Annotated in this window: 16 protein-coding genes; 5 read left to right on the top strand and 11 right to left on the bottom strand. The window is 37.6% G+C overall.

The window, feature by feature from the left end; translation table 11 throughout:
- Positions 1-40: 40 nt before the first annotated feature.
- A complete protein-coding gene (locus SD427_RS12740) occupies positions 41-652 on the bottom strand; it encodes a TetR/AcrR family transcriptional regulator (protein ID WP_320558184.1) in 612 nt (203 codons plus the stop codon).
- Between the two features lie 777 nt (positions 653-1,429).
- Entirely contained in the window at positions 1,430-1,915 is a 486-nt protein-coding gene (locus SD427_RS12735) for a hypothetical protein (protein WP_320558183.1), read from the bottom strand.
- 449 nt (positions 1,916-2,364) lie between these two features.
- Between SD427_RS12735 and SD427_RS12730 the strand changes: the two genes are divergently transcribed.
- Entirely contained in the window at positions 2,365-2,787 is a 423-nt protein-coding gene (locus tag SD427_RS12730) for a hypothetical protein (protein WP_320558182.1), read from the top strand.
- Positions 2,788-2,863: 76 nt separating this feature from the next.
- Here SD427_RS12730 and SD427_RS12725 read toward each other — a convergent pair whose 3' ends face one another.
- Positions 2,864-3,319: a nuclear transport factor 2 family protein gene (locus SD427_RS12725; RefSeq protein WP_320558181.1), complete on the bottom strand. Its 456-nt coding sequence runs from the start codon at positions 3,317-3,319 to the stop codon at positions 2,864-2,866.
- 122 nt (positions 3,320-3,441) lie between these two features.
- The gene (locus tag SD427_RS12720) at positions 3,442-3,831 is read right to left on the bottom strand and encodes a VOC family protein (RefSeq protein WP_320558180.1); all 390 of its coding nucleotides are present in this window, start codon (positions 3,829-3,831) and stop codon (positions 3,442-3,444) included.
- Positions 3,832-4,033: 202 nt separating this feature from the next.
- Between SD427_RS12720 and SD427_RS12715 the strand changes: the two genes are divergently transcribed.
- The gene (locus SD427_RS12715) at positions 4,034-4,348 is read left to right on the top strand and encodes a DUF3892 domain-containing protein (protein ID WP_320558179.1); all 315 of its coding nucleotides are present in this window, start codon (positions 4,034-4,036) and stop codon (positions 4,346-4,348) included.
- Positions 4,349-4,739: 391 nt separating this feature from the next.
- Here SD427_RS12715 and SD427_RS12710 read toward each other — a convergent pair whose 3' ends face one another.
- The 5 genes from SD427_RS12710 to SD427_RS12690 form a co-directional block, all read right to left on the bottom strand.
- A complete protein-coding gene (locus SD427_RS12710; protein ID WP_320558178.1) occupies positions 4,740-5,906 on the bottom strand; it encodes an NAD(P)/FAD-dependent oxidoreductase in 1,167 nt (388 codons plus the stop codon).
- Positions 5,907-5,929: 23 nt separating this feature from the next.
- On the bottom strand, positions 5,930-6,679 hold the full coding sequence (locus SD427_RS12705; RefSeq protein WP_320558177.1) for an AraC family transcriptional regulator: 750 nt from the start codon (positions 6,677-6,679) through the stop codon (positions 5,930-5,932).
- Between the two features lie 336 nt (positions 6,680-7,015).
- Positions 7,016-9,310: a DGQHR domain-containing protein gene (locus SD427_RS12700; RefSeq protein ID WP_320558176.1), complete on the bottom strand. Its 2,295-nt coding sequence runs from the start codon at positions 9,308-9,310 to the stop codon at positions 7,016-7,018.
- The gene (locus SD427_RS12695; protein ID WP_320558175.1) at positions 9,303-10,154 is read right to left on the bottom strand and encodes a Dam family site-specific DNA-(adenine-N6)-methyltransferase; all 852 of its coding nucleotides are present in this window, start codon (positions 10,152-10,154) and stop codon (positions 9,303-9,305) included. The genes SD427_RS12700 and SD427_RS12695 overlap by 8 nt, the downstream gene beginning before the upstream one ends.
- 335 nt (positions 10,155-10,489) lie before the next feature.
- Complete coding sequence (locus SD427_RS12690) at positions 10,490-10,771, bottom strand: helix-turn-helix transcriptional regulator (protein WP_320558174.1); 282 nt, start codon at positions 10,769-10,771, stop codon at positions 10,490-10,492.
- Between the two features lie 828 nt (positions 10,772-11,599).
- Between SD427_RS12690 and SD427_RS12685 the strand changes: the two genes are divergently transcribed.
- Both SD427_RS12685 and SD427_RS12680 read left to right on the top strand, forming a co-directional pair.
- The gene (locus tag SD427_RS12685; protein WP_320558173.1) at positions 11,600-11,812 is read left to right on the top strand and encodes a hypothetical protein; all 213 of its coding nucleotides are present in this window, start codon (positions 11,600-11,602) and stop codon (positions 11,810-11,812) included.
- A gap of 69 nt (positions 11,813-11,881) precedes the next feature.
- Complete coding sequence (locus SD427_RS12680) at positions 11,882-12,166, top strand: hypothetical protein (RefSeq protein WP_320558172.1); 285 nt, start codon at positions 11,882-11,884, stop codon at positions 12,164-12,166.
- A 1,340-nt stretch (positions 12,167-13,506) separates the two neighbouring features.
- Here SD427_RS12680 and SD427_RS12675 read toward each other — a convergent pair.
- Both SD427_RS12675 and SD427_RS12670 read right to left on the bottom strand, forming a co-directional pair.
- Complete coding sequence (locus tag SD427_RS12675) at positions 13,507-15,084, bottom strand: Na+/H+ antiporter (RefSeq protein WP_320558171.1); 1,578 nt, start codon at positions 15,082-15,084, stop codon at positions 13,507-13,509.
- A 518-nt stretch (positions 15,085-15,602) separates the two neighbouring features.
- Entirely contained in the window at positions 15,603-16,301 is a 699-nt protein-coding gene (locus SD427_RS12670; protein ID WP_320558170.1) for a DUF1826 domain-containing protein, read from the bottom strand.
- A 691-nt stretch (positions 16,302-16,992) separates the two neighbouring features.
- Here SD427_RS12670 and SD427_RS12665 point away from each other — a divergent pair.
- Entirely contained in the window at positions 16,993-17,127 is a 135-nt protein-coding gene (locus SD427_RS12665) for a hypothetical protein (protein WP_320558169.1), read from the top strand.
- Positions 17,128-17,146 lie beyond the last annotated feature (19 nt).

The following is a 17,146-nucleotide window of genomic DNA, read 5'->3' as shown; positions in this document are numbered from 1 at the left end:
TATTTTAAACACTGTTCAATTTTATAGTAAAAAAAAGGTGTTATCCTTTTTCCAGAAGCTTTACAAGACAATTGTATCCGTTCTCCATCAGCTCTTCATTGGTTTTGCTTGCAAAGCTTACCGTACGGTCTTTGCAGAAAAGGGCACAGATGCCGTGGACCGATGACAGTACCATAAAGGTAAAATATTCAGCATCCATATCGGTGAACCGGCCTTTAGCCTGACATTCCTTAATCAAAAGGAACAGGTGGTTGATGGCTTCCTTGGCAATCTGGAAGCCTCCTTCCCCGGAGTTATCTGAAGCTGATTCTTCTACTATAAACATCAGGTTGTAATAATCTTTGTTTTCCTGGGCAAACTGGATGAATACCCTGCCTACAGCCTTCAGGCGTTCAAAAGGATCTGCCACACTGTCTAAAACCCTCAATTGCGTAAGCAATAGCAGGAAGCCTTCTTTATGAAGTTCGTGAAAAATCTCGCTTTTATCTTTAAAGTGAAAATAGATCGTACCTGCACTGTAGCTGATTTCGCTGGCAATATTCCGCATACTGGTATTTTCATAGCCTTTCTGAAGGAATATTTTGCGCGCCGCATCCAGAATACGCTTGCGCATTTCTATTTTCTCCTTATTTTTTCTTTCCGTGATGCTCATATGCAATATGATATTTTATGCCGGGTTCTTACGTATCAGTTTTAGTTCTCCAAAAAGAAACATCTAATAATTTACAAAAATAATGAACAGTGTTCAATTATGCAAACTTTTTTTTCAGATGTGTTTATTTAATCATTTAATCAGTCAATAAACAGCCGGACAAAAGTTACTGTGTATTACGGATCAGCTGTTTTCAGCAGCCTGGATGTCTTGGAAATGTTTTTCATGGCTTTAAGTATTTATTTCCTATAGTATGGATTATCATCGGTTAACGGTTCATAAAAAACTGAATTGCGGGAAGTGCCGTTAGAAAACTATTCCAGACAATTGTACATTTACACCTGTACCACGATATATTAACGAATTCAATAAAAAAACAAACACTCCAGAATTGAAGATTATGTTGTGAAAGTGAAAACCGTCATTATGAATATATTCAAAAAAGTCATTTAAGTATGAACAAATTGTGACATACGGTATTGGCCATATCGGAATTCATTTACTAATCCTTTCAGTATGACAGCTGCTGCTTTTTCATATGAACGAGGCTGATCTCGAGGCTTGTGGCAGAAGCCGTTTCGGACTTCCGGTACGGAGCTTTGCGAATGCTGTAAAACAGTTTTCCCCGGATTCCTTCATACCTGATGCATATTGCAGCAACGGTAAAGAAGTGCCGGAAATCTAAAACTTCTCGGATTGATTTTTGTTTTTTGATTGTGCTCTGTTAACTGTTCCTGCTCGCTTTTAAAAAAAATGTGCTGATGCGTGTTGAAGCAGTTATTTTTTAGGCTTAAGGGAGAAATTATCCACATAAACAGCCTGATGGATGCCGCTTAGCAAAACTTTGAGCCCCAGGTAAGCATCTTTCTTCAACGTAACCGTTATTACTTTCCGGTCTCCTGTTATTTCAGAAGGTTTGGTTATAGCGGTGTATGATTTTGTGTCGGATGTACTGCCTATAGAGAACAGTTCCAGGGTGGTTTTGCCGCCGTTGTCTGAACTGTCAAGGGTAAGGGTGTAGGTTCCTGCCTTTATTTTAGGGGTTACCAGGAACATATTTTCCCCGGGATTGGTCATGGAGTAAAAAACGATCTTTTTATCACTGCTGTACAGCATTGCCTTTCCCTGCTGTGCCGTCCAGCATTTACTGATATCCTTCCAAGTGTCGAAATTTTCAGCAATTGCCGATACGGCAGTACATTGTGCCTGTGCTGTTACCAATCCTCCTAAAGCCATGATCCCTGCAAAAACTGTTTTTTTCATATGTCAATTATAATTGTAAAGTAAAAATAGGGAAAAAAGGATCATCGGAGTATTTTTGTTTGATGATTTAGGTCATCATCTCAAGCTATTGATCCGTTTTACTTTTGTAAAGATGATAAGGCTGCTGAATTTTACCTAAAGCTTTTCAGACTGATGTCATAAAGACTCTTGCCGGTGGTTTTGGATTGGCAATTGAACACACATAGAGATCCGCGGGATTGCCTTTATCTCTAGGAAATTATTTATAAAAATAAGTTTTAACAGGCGCTCAAATTAAGTTATCATACCCTTCAATAGCCTCAATTCCTGTTTTTTTTATTAACTTTATAGCATATACCTAAATTCAGGAAGGGAAATACAGTTATGCATTCCTCATTTCCGGGTTCTGAACCCAAAATAAATCAAGTGATATCCAACGTTCAGGACATCACCTCCATAAATTAAAAAACATGATTAATATAAAGACCAGACGTGAAAAAATGAATGCCGTATTTACCAAGCATCACTTAAAGGGGTTGCCTTTCGATGCGGTTATTCACCATTTCAGCGCAAAAGACCAGCATGAACATATCCATGACCATCCTTTCAGTTTCACCACGCATATTTTAAAAGGCAGCTATGTGGAAAGGGTTTATGAAATCCATGAAGACGGAACATATCATTCCTCCGTACACCACAGGCAGGAAGGGACTTCCCATTTTGTTGCGGCAGACACCGTCCACGAGATCATTGAGCTTCCGGAAGGGGAGTGCTTTACCCTGATCAGGCCGAAAGAAAAAGAGAAAGAACCGTGTTTCTACAGGTTTGAAGACGGAAAAGCATTCATAAGGCAGTGGAACCGGCGTAAATTCAGGGCAGTCAGCGAAGGTTAAGACTGACTGAGCTATTTATAGAATGATCTTCCCGGCCTCGGAATTTCATCCTGTGTGTCCTGAAGCCATTTTCCTGCTATTGGTTTTCTTCAAAATTGTCAAAATATGAAAAGTCTTTGGTGATACGTCCGTTCTCGATGGTAAAAACCGCACAGATGGGCAATTGAAATTTCGAGCCGTCTGCTGCGGTGCCGCTTGAAACAAATTCAACGATAATGTGTTTTTCACCGGAAGGATATACCTGGACAATTTTATCCTGAAGATCCGGAAACACGGTGCTGAGCTCAGAATATTTATCAATAATCTGCTGCCTGGTCTGTGTTACGGTTCCCGGTCCCAATGAAGGATCTTTAAACTGTGGTGTTTCAGTATACATGTGCGCAAGCGCTTTCCAGTCATGACGGTTGAAATGCTTAAAATAGGTTTCAACCAGTTTTTCATTGGCAGATGTTTCCGCGGCGGATTCTTTCGGGCTGTTGCAGGACAGCATCAAAGCAAAAACGGCTGGTAATACAATAAGTTGTTTTCTCATGGGCTGAATATTTCTGTGTTTTACATGTACTTTTACCTTTATACTTATTTCTGTGGAGGTTTTACCCAATACCTTGAGTTACAGTAAATATACTGAATTACTTCTATCGTTCACCTATCCAGCTACTCCGTAATTTCAATAATATTGTTTTCCGGGTCCAGGATCACGCTTTCGTAATATCCGTCTCCGGTGGTACGCGGTTCTCCGGCAATCCAGTAACCGTCCTGTCTTAGCCGTTCCGTCAGTTCATCAACCTTTTCCCTGCTGCCCGTGGAAAATGCAAGGTGGGTGATGCCGGATTTCTGGTCATCGTAAGAATGACCGCTTTCCCCAATGTCCGGCCGGGACATGATTTCCAGGCGGCAGCCGTTGTCAAAACTTAAAAAGTAGGATTCAAAATGTTTGGCCGGGTTACGGTATTTTTCATTGGAAACGGCCCCGAAATACTGTTCATAGAAATTCCTGATGTTCTCCAGGTCTTTTACCCAGACTGCGATATGCTCTATTTTCATGGATGGGATGCTGTAGTTCTTTTATTGGTCTTTTGTACTGCTGTTTCTTACTATAATACTGAAATTTCAGTGATTAATTATGCGAAATTATGGAAATGAATGCTATTCTTTAATAAAAAATAGTATTATTTCATTATGGAAATCCGTAGTGATCACATAAAAAGTGAATGTAAATTGCAATAAATTAATTTATATTTCAATTATGGCAGAATACAGAATTTCAGGAGTTTGGAAAGACTCAAGTGGTATTATTACACATTATGCATTTCATACAGTTAATGACTCTAGTATTTCAAGAGCAATTAAAAAAACTAAAGATGAGGCTATTAGATTATTGGATATGTCGGGCAATAGTGCTACTACATGGATTTGGAATTACAATAACTGTTGCTGGAATATTGGTGAGAGTGTGAATGTAGTTAATGGCACTAATGGTAAATATTTAAGATCAAATCCTGATAAAAAAGAGACTAATAATCTAGATCATCTGGTTGATTTTGACTGGATCGCACCTTAGTGTTATGAAATTTAAGAAAGACCAAACAATAAAAGTTTGGTCTTTTTATTAAGATATGAGAGAAAATGATGATAGTCTGAACAGAATTATTAAATCAGGTTTTGATTCTGGGAAATAAATCATCTTTAAATATTATATGCAAGTAAAACAAATATTACAAGAATTCTTATCAGATTATCTTTAATCAACTTCCTAATTCAACAGCTCTAGAATTAATTGAAGAGTTGAAAGATTAAGTCATTAAATAAAAATAGTGAAATGTACTATTGTTGATTTGCTTAAGATTGTAGTATTACTAATAATTTTTAATTGCCATTGAGTAAATTATATATAATTTGTCATCTTAAAATATTGACAATAACAAAAAATTGATTTTTTATTATTTCTCTTTTCACCTTCCTCCAAAAAACTCCGTCATCGTCAACAGTGCATTCGCATTATGCATCCTTTCCCCGTTGTCCAGGGATTCCCGGGCGATACCGGAAGCCCTTTTCCGCATTGCAGTTTCATACGATGCCAAGGCATCGTGTATTGAATGATGATCGGTTCCCGTCAGGCTTTCGCTCAGTTCCAGGGCATCCAGCATGGCCATATTAACACCTTCACCTGCGAACGGCGGCATCACATGGGCGGCATCGCCGATGAGGGTAACATTCGGGAGCGTCTCCCAGTCCTGGTCCAAAGGCATGCAGTAGATCGGCCTCGGAATAAAAGGGACCGACGTGTTTTCAAACAGCGGGTACCAGAGGTCGCTCCATTCCGCATATTTTTTCTTAAACCATTCCAGTACCTGCAAGCGGTCCGAAAAGTCTAAACCGCTTCTTGAAACCCAGCCTTCTTCTGTTTTGAAGCTCGCATAAAACCCGATTTCGCGGTTTGCTTTCTGTCCCATCAGGATATTCTTTTCGTTTCCGAAAGCCATTAATTTACCGCCGCGGAGGAGCTCAGTGATTTCAGGAACCTGCTGTTCAGCATCATAGATATTCCCTTCAAGCATCGTGATGCCCGAATAAAACGCAGTAATCCCGGTGATGTAGGGCCTGATTTTTGAGTTGGCGCCGTCTGCCCCGATCACCAGGTCGGCATACGCTTCAGATCCGTTTTTGAAATGCAGCCGCCAGCAGTCATTCTGTTGCTCCATGGACAGGAAATGGCGGTCCCAGATGATGTTTTCAGGCTGTATCGAGTCCAGTAGAATGTTGCGTAAGACGCCACGGTCTATTTCGGGACGGAAATATTCGTGCCCGAAATCTTCTTCTTTGATGACGTCAGGGTAATGGTCGCTGAAAACCACGTTGCCCTGTTCATCGGTCACCGTTGTCTGGTCGGCTCCCGGCATATAATTCTTTTTAAATACGTCCAGCAATCCCGCTTTCCGGATCGCGGCCAGGCCGGAATGTTCGTGCAGGTCAAGCGGCGAACCCTGTACGCGGGCACTCCGGTCGGCATCCCGTTCATAAACTTTTACATCAACGCCTTTCAGCTGAAGAAGCCTGGCTAAGGTCAGCCCGCCGGGGCCGCCGCCGATAATGGCTACTTTCTTATTTTGTACTCCCATATCTTTAGATTCAGGCAGCAAAGTTACTTCGGGCCGTAGACTAAAAATTGTAAGAAACGGTCATTTTTATTTTGATGCAGCTCTTTCGGTGAAACGCCTGACAGCTGCTTTACCTCTTTGATGAAATGCGACTGGTCGGTAAAGTTAAGCTGCGGATACAGGGTTCCGTCCTTGATGTGGGAAAGCGAAGCCTGGAAGCGCAGGATCTTGCAGTAGGCCTTCAGCGGAAGCCCGAACTGCTGATTAAAATACCGGTTGACCTGCCGCGGGCTCCACGAAATCTTTTCCGAGAGCTCGGCAACAGAAATTTCGCCGTCTGAAGCAAACACCAGTTCAAACAGTCTCCGTTTGCGCTCATCCACTTTCTCAGGCAGAAGGGAACTGATTTTCCCGGTCATCTTCTCACAAAATCCACCGAAATCATCCAGATCTTCAATCCCGAACCCCCAGAAATCATCCGGCATCCGTTTCCCGCTGTTGAGGAGGTCCGCTACCGGAAAGCCGAAAATATATTCGATGGCCAGCGGATTAAAACTGACCGAGCAGAAATCCGAAACTTCCTGATCCGGATATTTAGGCTGGGTTTCCAGTCCCAGCAGAGCCACCTGCACTTTGCGGTCTTTGGTTTTAGAAAAGATCAGGTCAATCCTTCCGTTGGGGACCACCACGGCCTGGTGTCGGTTGGAAAAGTTCCGCAGCGACGAAAAACAACAGACAAAATCCTGTATCGATTTATCAGGCTGAATGAGTTTGAAATGTAGAGGGTGTGCCATTTCTGAGAAGTGTTTGCGGGAGTAAAAGTAGGGGTTTATTTCAGGTGTAAGTGACGGTTTTTTACAGAATTTTTACTAAATAATTAAAGTGATGGTTTGTTGACTATGGAAATTCTTGTTATCATTGAGCCGTATATCTGATTTGAAATTTAAGCAGTCGATGTGTGTTGTTAATTAAACTATTACTTAGTTAATATAATAAACAAAAAGCCAAAGTCAGAGACTTTGGAGAGTAGCTGGATCATTTTTGTCGTAGAATGAAAATAAAATTGTCATTATTATGTCGCCAAATTTTAAAACTAATTCTATTTTGAAATGCTAATTGGCATTCCAAGATTACTCATCTTTCTGAAACTTATTTCTTAAAACCTTTTTGTAAATCCAATCATGCAACTCTTCTAAGAAATTTAATTCTTCTTCTGTAACAGAATAAGAATGAAAGTTCTGATTTCTAATTCTTTCAAGTTTGACCATCCATTTTGTTTTTTCTTCTTTTCCTCCACTTATTTTTTCTTCTCCAGGCTTAGTATATTCCTTTTCAAAAATACTTTGCCAGTTTTTTAATGCAATTTCTCTGTAAGCTATTATTGTTATACAATCCCATGCTTCAATTTGTTCATCGTTTTCTTCTAGTTCTCTATTTTTAGAGAGAGCATCTACAATTGCTTTTTCAGAAATTTTGGGGGGTAGTCCTTTTTCGAACCATTTTTTTCCAAAATGATCTTTTAATCTCTCCTTAAAATCATTTTTGAATTCAGTTTCTATATCTCTGATATAAGCAATTGCTTTGTCATTATATAGCTTCGCTTCTTTTTTAAAGTATTCGTCAAGACCATCAGGTTTAAATTCTGGAAAAATATCTCGAATAGTTTTTTGAAAAGTTCTCCAATATTTTATTTCTCCACCTGTACCATATGAAGATTTCAATTCACTTTTAACGTTGTTATCTAAATTTCTAATGAAAATAATTACAGGATCTAGATAATTTTTAACTTCTGAAAATATTTGTCTTACTGAATCCTTTTTAGGATCAATTTGATTATTTAATCTCAAAAAGCTTACTAAATCACTTAAAATTAGGATTATTCCAGATACACCTTTGTTAATTAGAAGCATGCCATCACTACCTTTTCTCCATTCTTCATCTAAATTCTCAGAAATATATTTAAATCCTTCACATAAAAAGTTACTTAATCTTTCATAGGTTTCATCAATATCTCCAAAGTAGAAAGTTCCTAATTCTTCAATCTTATTTTTTGAAACTTTTCCAAGAAAGCTCCCTTTTTTTATGGCGTTTTCAATAGCAGAAGTTGTTATTATCTTTTTATCTTCTCCAATTGAGATGAGATTAAATAACGGTGAAACTCTATCTTCTCCAAGAAATATAGAAATTCTCGAACATAATGCCTTCATTTGCTCTAACTTATTATTAGAATCCCACAATAAATCGGCGTTCAAAGTATTTCTTAAATCTTTAGAGACTGCTTTTTGATTCTCATTGATTTGCATGAAAATTTTAACTTGTTCTGTTCTACTAAGTCCTAAAAAAGCTACTACAGGAATTGTATTAGTCTTTTTATATTCAGAATTTGTATAGCCATATAATCTATGTTGACCATCAATAATAAAAGCTGCCCTATATTTTTTAGGTAAGTGTAATATACCAACTTTAGAGAGAGTAGAACCGACTTGAGTATTTGCTCTTTCAAAATTACACTTGTTTGTATCAATATTTATAACAATTGAATTTGGGAAATAACCACCTTTGTCTATAAAATCATGAACAGATTTAAGTCTGGATTTTTTTATTAGCCTCTGGTAAGTCGGCATCATATTAATATTAGCTTTATTTCTATGCAACACATAGCTAATTTTTAAAAGTTTTTCAGGCTCAAGAGAAAACGAATAGTAAGTATGTCCTCCCATTTTTCCTTCTACTGCAGGAACTAAATTATCTAGCTCTGGTATATCTTGACCTTCAAAAAGATTTCCTAATAACTGATATTTTGCAGAGACTCCTATTTGTGAATATAAAGAGTAGAAATAATCAATGATTTCCTCATTAAAATGAACACCTCCAATTTTTTTTAATCTTTCTAAATCCTCACTAGAGATTGAATAATTTCTAGTAGCTAAAATGAACTTAAATTTATGTTTTATATTTGGAAATAATGCAATGACAGATTTTCGTAAGCCATCTATTTTTGCAGCCATTGCCTCAAGCTCTTTTTTAAAATCGCCTCTTTTGTTTTCAATTGCAGATTTACACTCAACTAATAAAATTGTTTCATCATCTTTCGCAAATACATCAATTTGTTGAGATAATGCGTTGTTATTTTTATCATAAGGAAGTGAAAAATATCTATCCTTATTCATGAATTTATAGTTAATATAAGCAAACAAACTCCATACTTTATCTTCAAATTCAACGTCAAAACTTTTTTTCTTTCTAATACTAATTGTTGTTTTAAATTCTCGGAATATTTCCCATCCATCTCTTTCAAATTCTTCAAGTTGTGAGTATCTTATACTTTGATAAAAATGATCTTTATTTCTAATTTTTAACTGTTTGGCTATATCCTTTTCAGATATGAGTTTTCCCAATAGTTCAATTTTTTTGTTATCAGTCATTAATTTTTAAATTTAAACAATTTGAAAAAATATATTCATTAAAACCTTCTTTTCCTCTTTTTGCTCCTGAACCTCCAATTGTTGAACTTCTTTTTAAACTTACTGGACTTTCAAGATCCTTATAAATTTCTAAAATAGCTTGGTGCTTAGCATTTGTTAAGATGTAGAATGCGCCCTTCTTCTCTATTTTTTTTACAAATTCTGATAATCTATATTGGTCATCAAGTGAAAATATTTTTTGGTTATACTGTATAAATCCATTTTTTTCATGAGCTACAGTATAAGGGGGATCTAAAAATACTAAATCTCCTGAATTAATTTTTTCCAAATTGTTTTCAAAGTCATTACAGACCATATTAACATTTTGTAGCTTTTTAGATACAAGTAATAAATTTTGTTCCTCAATGATATCTTTTTTGTTTCTATTTCCAAACGGAACATTAAAGTTTCCGTTTTTATTAACTCTATAGATTCCATTAAATGACGTTTGATTTAAATATATAAATTGTGCTGCTCTTTCAAATTTATTTTCAAACTTTTGCTCTCGAATATTATAATATTCTATTTTATCATTCTTAAATTCTTTTAGGATTTTTATAACATTCTCTGGACCATCTCTCAAAGCCTCATAAGATTCAATTAATTCAAAATTTAAATCAGAGATAAATGCATTTTTATAATTGTTGAGATTAAAAAAAACAGATCCTCCTCCTACAAACAGCTCAAAATAATTATTTATTTTAATTCTATTTAATTCGGTAAGATATTTAACAAACCATCTTTTTCCACCCGCCCATCGTAGGAATGGCTTTGGATTAATTATTTCTTTGTCTAATAGACTCATTTTAAAACATTTTCATTAAATGGCTTATTGTTGAATATTGACAATGTATTAATTTAGTTAACAATATATTTTATATACTTTTAAAAAATACAAAGTTCTGCATCGGGAAAGCCTATGAATTATTTGTAGCAAAATTGGATACATATAATAATATTCATAATTAATTCTTAAAGAATATCAAATATATAAACAATACATTTATATTTTTTACGGTTTACCGTAATGAACAAAAATAAAAAACATTTAAAAATTACTAATCAGTATTTTTACTGAATTTCCATTGTAGTTTATATGAATATTTTAAAATGTAATAATAAAATAAATCCCAACTTTTGTCAGGATTTATTTGATAATTTAATATATCTTTTCATATCAAAATCAAAGAGTTCTTGTAGTGTTACATTAAGTTCTTTGCTTATTATAAGTAGAGTATCATATCGGGGATTGGTATTACCTCTTTCTAATTCTCCTATTGTTTTTTTTGCATGCCCGGTTCGTAAACCCAGTTCTTCTTGTGAAATAGGTTTATTTGTCTCGGGATTTATAATTTTCTTTCTTAATTCAGAAATTCTGTAACCAAGAGCTTTTTTATAGTTATTAAGGTCAATTTCATTCATTAACCGTAAAATTCTAAGTTTGGACTTAAAATTTAGGATACTTATATGTATCCTTTTTAAAATTTTTGTTATATTTGCAATATAAGTTACAGCAAAATGTAACTTTGCAATACTTCAACGAACAATAGAAGCTATTGCTTAGAATCTTGTACTAGAAAACTGGTAATTTTTAAGGAAACAAGAGATAAGCAGGAAGCTCACGACCTAGGCGTGGGTTCTCTTATCTGTTTCCAAGGTATACCAGTACCTCTAGTACGGATATTGTAGAATCCATGCCGTTTTATTTTTCATGCCGTCCGGTATTCTGCAACTTTCTAAGCCTGCTTTTTGAAATATGAATGCTGCCGGAGATTTTTCATGTTGCTGCGCTCATTCAGAATGACATTCAACAATAGGGTGTACAACCTATTGTAATTTACAGTTCATTTTGCCTTGATGCAAAAAGAACCAAAAAATCAAGACCTGGATTCTTTCGCTAAAAATGAGCCTTAGTCGCTAAAAACTCTAAACTTGTGCGAAATGGTATATGAATGGGGTGAATTAGTAGTGTAAGCCTCGCACTTCGGACAATAGAGTTTTTTTAACGCTCCCAAGACTCATTTTTTTAACGCTTCAGATTCCTAAGTCAATAATAATGTATAATCCTAAAAGCCCTTCCTGCAAAAACCAATTTTGCGCAGAAAGAGCACGGGAGAAATATACCATACAACACACAAATGATGAAAACTACTGCAGGCGCAGCCGTCTTAGACGGCCGCCCGCTTGCAGCCTGCCCAAACCGGAACCGCAAAACCGGCAGGCCATCAATATTAAAAAAAACATCTTGCCATGAAAAAGAAAAACATAGATTTTGAATCCGGAGGCTGGACGGAACACAGGAAATATTCCGCCCTCAGCCTGATAGACACCTTTTTTCACTTCCATTATCCGGCAGCCGCCAAAAACAGGCTGTATGAAATAGTGGAGTATGCCCAAAAGCCAAAAATCCTGATGAAAGAAAATCCGTCCGTGGTGTTCCATTTCTACCTGTCGCTCCGTTAGTTTGTCCGGGCCGGCTACGGCCTGCAGTTCAAGACAAAAAAATGGGCAATCCATTCTCCGGCAGAACCGATGTCTCACCTGATACTGGGTTCACTTTCAGAAGAAGAATACAGAAACCCGTTCCTGGTATTTCAAAAAGCGTTCAGGGAATTTACCATCAGGGATTTTGATGATTTCCTGGCAGATATGGTGTATTTCTCTCTCGGTTCTTTCAACAATGCCCCGGAAGGGAATATTATTACGCCGTTCATCCACCTGAACAAAATGCTGGATGCCGCACAGCTCATCCTGGAAAGAAGAAACCATAAAAAAGATGAAATTCCTATGGTTGCTTCATCAAAAATTAACGGATGAGACAGGTTGCAAAAATTAAAAATGCTATAATATTTACACGTTAGAAAAGGTAAGGAACACCAAAAAATGATACCACCAACTGCCGGTAAAAACGACATAGGAGTCTGAAGCGTAAAAAAAATAAAGCCTGTGAACGTTAAGAAAATTCTACTGTCCGAAGTGCGAGGAAAACAGTGTGTATTCACCAAAAAATGATTTCGCACAAGTTTTAGAATTTTTAGAGAACAGGATTTATTTTTAGTGGAAGAATCCAGGTCTTGATCTTTTGGTTCGTTTTGCATCAAGGCAAAATGAACGATGACTTATAAGCCAAAAATGTTAAAATATTTTACAATTTAGAATCGTATAAGATCACAGGTTTGAAAACAAGAGGAACACTTAAGCTCTTAAAAATCTTTGATTTTGATTATTCATATTAAAATAAACTTTAAATAATAATAGAAAAGTTATACTACCAACTGCCAGTAAAAACGACATAGGAGTCTGAAGCGTAAAAAAAATAAAGCCTGTGAACGTTAAGAAAATTCTAGTGTTTGAAGCGTGAGGCTAATTTTGAACCGAAGAAAAAACAGGGTTATCACGCAAGTTTAGAATTTTCAGTGAACAGGATTTATTTTTAGCGGAAGAATCCAAGTCTTGATCTTTTGGTTCGTTTTGCATCAAGGCAAAATGAACGATGACTTATAAGCCAAAAATGTTAAAATATTTTACAATTTAGAATCGTATAAGATCACAGGTTTGAAAACAAGAGGAACACCTAAGCTCTTAAAAATCTTTGATTTTGATTATTCATATTAAAATAAACTTAAAATAAGGAACAAAAAAGTTACACCACCGACTGCCAGTAAAAATGACATAGGAGTCTGAAGCGTTAAAAAATAAAACCTGTGAACGTTAAGAAAATTCTACTGTCTGAAGTGCGAGGAAAACAGTGTGTATTCACCAAAAAATGATTTCGCACAAGTTTTAGAATTTTTAGTGAACAGGCTTTATTTTTAGCGGAAGAATCCGGGTCTTGATCTTTTGGTTCGTTTTGCATCAAGGCAAAATGAACGGATAAAACAGATAAAAGATAATATTTGCATTAAAAAACAGACAAACGCAAATTTATATCTGAAGCACGGCTATGATATTGAACTGAAAACAAATACCAATGCGTATAAGTTTTAGAATTTTTAGAGAACAGGCTTTATTTTTAGCGGAAGAATCCAGGTCCTGATCTTTTGGTCCGTTTTGCATCAAGGCAAAATGAACGGATAAAACAGCATGACAGAAGCAAACATTCATGTTACAGAAATCCAATCCCTCATAAATAATGCAAATGACAAAACTGTAAATTCCTAAGTTCTCATATTCAGCCGTTCTTCCTGGAGATCAAGCAGGCGCAGGTGCTTTTTGATGATTTCTTCGTCCAGCAGAAGTTCTTCGCGGTTCTTACGGATCAGCCAGCTCCTTTGGGTTTCAAGGATGTCGATGTAGATATTCCGGTATTGGGCATAATTGATAATGATTTCGGAACTGTTCAGCTCGTTTTCATATTTCTGCAGCTGGTCTTTCAGTGCCGGCAGGCTTTCTATTTTATGGGCATAATCGCTGCGGATTTTATCTACGGCTACCTGCGCAAGGCTGTTCAGGATTTCGTAATCGATCTCCTTTTCGCTCCTTACGAAATCCCGGTCTTTAAGCGGGAATTTTTTCAACAGGAAAGGAAGCGTAAGCCCCTGGACAAGCAGTGTTAGAAGAATCACCACAAAGGTAATGAGAAGGATCAGGTTTCTCTGCGGGAAAGGCGTTCCGTCAGCCAGCTTCAACGGAATTGAAAGTGCGGCGGCCAGGGAAACCACGCCTCTCATTCCGGTCCAGCCGATAATCATGGGAGTCTGCCAGCCGGGAGATTCCTCATCAGCCACCGTAATGAAATTCTTCATGACCAAAGTTGTTAATACGGCCGCATAACCTGCAAGGACCCTTACGATAATCAAAACGGCAGTTACCGCAAAGCCATAGCCAATGGCCGTATAAACAGCGGTTTCTCCTAAGCCGGAAATAATTTCGGGCAGATCCAAACCAATGAGCATAAATACAATCCCGTTCAGCAGAAAGCAGAAACTTTCCCAGACGGTTACCGTCCGTATTCTGGATGCACTGCTCAGGAAATCATGGCTGCGGTAGGAAAGGAACAACCCGCCGCTTACCACCGCCAGGACCCCGGAAGCGTGAAGCTGCTCTGCTGCCAGATACATAGAGAAAGGCGCAATGAAGGTGAGTAAAATATCGGTATTTGAATCGGTGGGCAGCAGTTTGTGCATTTTCATGAAAATATAAGCGATGATAAGCCCGATTCCTACGCCGCCGATGCACATCCACACAAAACTTCCGGCGGCTTCCTGCCATACAAACTGTCCGGTAGCTGCGGCAATCATGGCAAACCGGAAAATAATTAAAGAAGAAGCGTCATTCAGCAGGCTTTCCCCTTCAAGAACGGAAGCCAGCCTTTTCGGTACTTTTACGAATTTCAGAATCGCTCCGGCGCTTACGGCATCAGGTGGTGAAACAATGCCGCCCAGCAAAAAGCCTAAGGCCAAAGAAAACCCGGGAATAAAATAGTTGGCGAAAACAGCCACCGACAGTGCGGTAAAAAACACCACAACGAAAGCAAAGCTGAATATAATCCTCCGCCAACGCCAAAGCTCTTTCCAGGAGGTTGACCATGCTGCTTCGTACAGCAGCGGCGGCAGAAAGATGATGAAGATAAGTTCAGGCTCAATTTTAATCTGTGGCACGCCGGGAATAAAACTGATTAACAATCCCGCCAGTACCAACAGCACAGGATAGGCAACCTTAATCTTGTTCGCCAGCATGATGAGCATGGTGATAAGCAGGACCAGGAAAAGATAAAATTCGAAATTTTCTAGCATGTATAAAATTTGGATACCTAAATATATATTAAATTTTGACAAACTACAGAATATACACAGAAGTTTTGATCGCTCACAGGTCATGCGGATTATGCAGATGGTATGGAAGTCACATAAACAAGCTTTACTATGGAAGCTAAAAATACTACCGACTGCGGGTAAAAATGACATAAGAGCCTGGAGTGTTAAAAAAACTCAGAGAGGTTCGCCGATCTATTAATTGTATAAACAATCAGAGGTAAACGAAGCCTGTGAGCGTTAAGAAAATTCTGCTGTCCGAAGTGTGAGGCGGCTTTTGAACCGAAGAAAAAACAGGATTATCACACAAGTTTAGAATTTTAGTGAACAGGCTTTATTTTTAGCGGAAGAATCCGGGTTTTGATCTTTTGGTTTGTTTTGCATCAAGGCAGAATGAGCGTAATGGTCCGCTGATTCAGATAAAAAAATAAAGATAGCAGAAACAATATGGACATATTAAAACTCAGCAACTCCTTCAGCATTAAAAAATTACGCAACCACTAACAAATCAGCAACAGCCGGTATTCCCCTTCATTCTCAACCGGTGCCCGGTGGATACACGGTAAAACCTGCTGTTCAGGATGATCCACCGCCAGCCTCCAGAGATGGCCGGTTCCTAAATTGACAGGCTGCGCATCAGGCATAGGCTCATAATGCAGATCGAAATAATATTCCTTGAGGAAGGTTTCAAATTCCGCTTCCGGGCCATTGTGAAGTTTCCTGAGTTTTTCCCGGATTTCAGGAACCAGGATTTTCTGCAGGGCCTGATCGTTGGGCAGGATATCACTGGCATCACCGTGGTAGGTGCATAAAAAAGTATCGGTACCGACGGTCGAACGGTCAACATGGTAAGAATATACATCGGTGGAAATGAATCCGAGTTCCTCATCCCGTTCATAACACCTGAGCAGGTTAAGCGAAGGCGATGCCCCGAAGTCTGTCAGCAACCGGATATCATTCAGGATTGTTTCTCTTGCAGTACAGCCGGATTCCGACAGCTGCAGGGCACAAAGGTCTTCAACGGAAACTTCCGTAATGTTTTCTTTCAACTGAAGCTTATCTGCGATTTCTTTAAAATCTCCGTCCGGCTCCCGTTTCCAGCACAATGCATTCACCATTCCCTGAAAAGGGGTACCGACAAGTTCTGAAAATGTGAAAACTGTTCCGGTTTGCGGGCGATCAGAAGAGGGATGGATCATAGGGTTGAAAAATGGTTTATTATTTTACTTTGTGTTTTGCAAAAATAATGAATAAGCAAAAGAGAATACATGATATTGGAACTATTTTCACAAGCATTATAAATATAACATCATGCGATTTGTATTTCCCAATAATAATTGTACGTCTTTTCCCGACTACGGTTAAATCTGTCTTCCATAATATTTCATGATTTTCTATCATATTTCCGTTGCAAAAAACTGAAAATTAAATCCTTTATCTTCGGATGATGTCCGGTGCTTCTTCGGAAAAGAGATGTTTTTTCCGAAGAGAACAGAAGGATTTACGAAGAACTACTAAAAAAGAGTGGGAAAATCTGCAAAACCTGACAATAGCAGACACAGCTTTCCCGGATATTTGAAAACAGGAAATCCTGCGGTATCTTAAAAACATTCAAAAAGGCATTTCGGTTCAAGAATAAAATATTTTGTATTGATTATATATTCAGTCAGGAAAATGTAGTTTTTAGAAATTTTCAATGTAAATAAAACACGACGAGTTCTGTCGCTTTACAGGATTATCTTTGATTCAGTAATTAAAAAAAATATAAGAATATCAGAAAATGATGAAGTTCACATTAAATATTTGTAATAAATCTTTCAGGCGTGAAGTAAAAAAGGTATTTTTGCAACGTTTTTAAAAAATTGATAACACACTGAAAATATACTAAGCATGAAAAAACTCTATGTAAGCGCACTTACTCTGTGCGCTGTTATGTATACCTGTGCCCAGGAGGTCCTCTGGCAGAAGGACATCAAATCCTCCACGCAGGATTTTCTTTCCCAGGTCACCACGACCATTGACTAGCAATACTTAATTTCCGGAA

It is taken from the genome of Chryseobacterium sp. JJR-5R, assembly GCF_034047335.1.
GTDB lineage: Bacteria > Bacteroidota > Bacteroidia > Flavobacteriales > Weeksellaceae > Chryseobacterium.
Note: the sequence above shows the minus strand (reverse complement) of the source record. Positions and strands in the feature narration are given on the sequence as shown.

Coding starts and splice junctions, on each gene's coding strand:
- SD427_RS12665 (WP_320558169.1), top strand. CDS start 16,993: ATGAAAAAACTCTATGTAAGCGCACTTACTCTGTGCGCTGTTATGTAT.
- SD427_RS12715 (WP_320558179.1), top strand. CDS start 4,034: ATGGCAGAATACAGAATTTCAGGAGTTTGGAAAGACTCAAGTGGTATT.
- SD427_RS12675 (WP_320558171.1), bottom strand. CDS start 15,084: ATGCTAGAAAATTTCGAATTTTATCTTTTCCTGGTCCTGCTTATCACC.
- SD427_RS12730 (WP_320558182.1), top strand. CDS start 2,365: ATGATTAATATAAAGACCAGACGTGAAAAAATGAATGCCGTATTTACC.
- SD427_RS12705 (WP_320558177.1), bottom strand. CDS start 6,679: ATGGCACACCCTCTACATTTCAAACTCATTCAGCCTGATAAATCGATA.
- SD427_RS12740 (WP_320558184.1), bottom strand. CDS start 652: ATGAGCATCACGGAAAGAAAAAATAAGGAGAAAATAGAAATGCGCAAG.
- SD427_RS12720 (WP_320558180.1), bottom strand. CDS start 3,831: ATGAAAATAGAGCATATCGCAGTCTGGGTAAAAGACCTGGAGAACATC.
- SD427_RS12690 (WP_320558174.1), bottom strand. CDS start 10,771: ATGAATGAAATTGACCTTAATAACTATAAAAAAGCTCTTGGTTACAGA.
- SD427_RS12735 (WP_320558183.1), bottom strand. CDS start 1,915: ATGAAAAAAACAGTTTTTGCAGGGATCATGGCTTTAGGAGGATTGGTA.
- SD427_RS12725 (WP_320558181.1), bottom strand. CDS start 3,319: ATGAGAAAACAACTTATTGTATTACCAGCCGTTTTTGCTTTGATGCTG.
- SD427_RS12670 (WP_320558170.1), bottom strand. CDS start 16,301: ATGATCCATCCCTCTTCTGATCGCCCGCAAACCGGAACAGTTTTCACA.
- SD427_RS12680 (WP_320558172.1), top strand. CDS start 11,882: ATGTCTCACCTGATACTGGGTTCACTTTCAGAAGAAGAATACAGAAAC.
- SD427_RS12695 (WP_320558175.1), bottom strand. CDS start 10,154: ATGAGTCTATTAGACAAAGAAATAATTAATCCAAAGCCATTCCTACGA.
- SD427_RS12710 (WP_320558178.1), bottom strand. CDS start 5,906: ATGGGAGTACAAAATAAGAAAGTAGCCATTATCGGCGGCGGCCCCGGC.
- SD427_RS12700 (WP_320558176.1), bottom strand. CDS start 9,310: ATGACTGATAACAAAAAAATTGAACTATTGGGAAAACTCATATCTGAA.
- SD427_RS12685 (WP_320558173.1), top strand. CDS start 11,600: ATGAAAAAGAAAAACATAGATTTTGAATCCGGAGGCTGGACGGAACAC.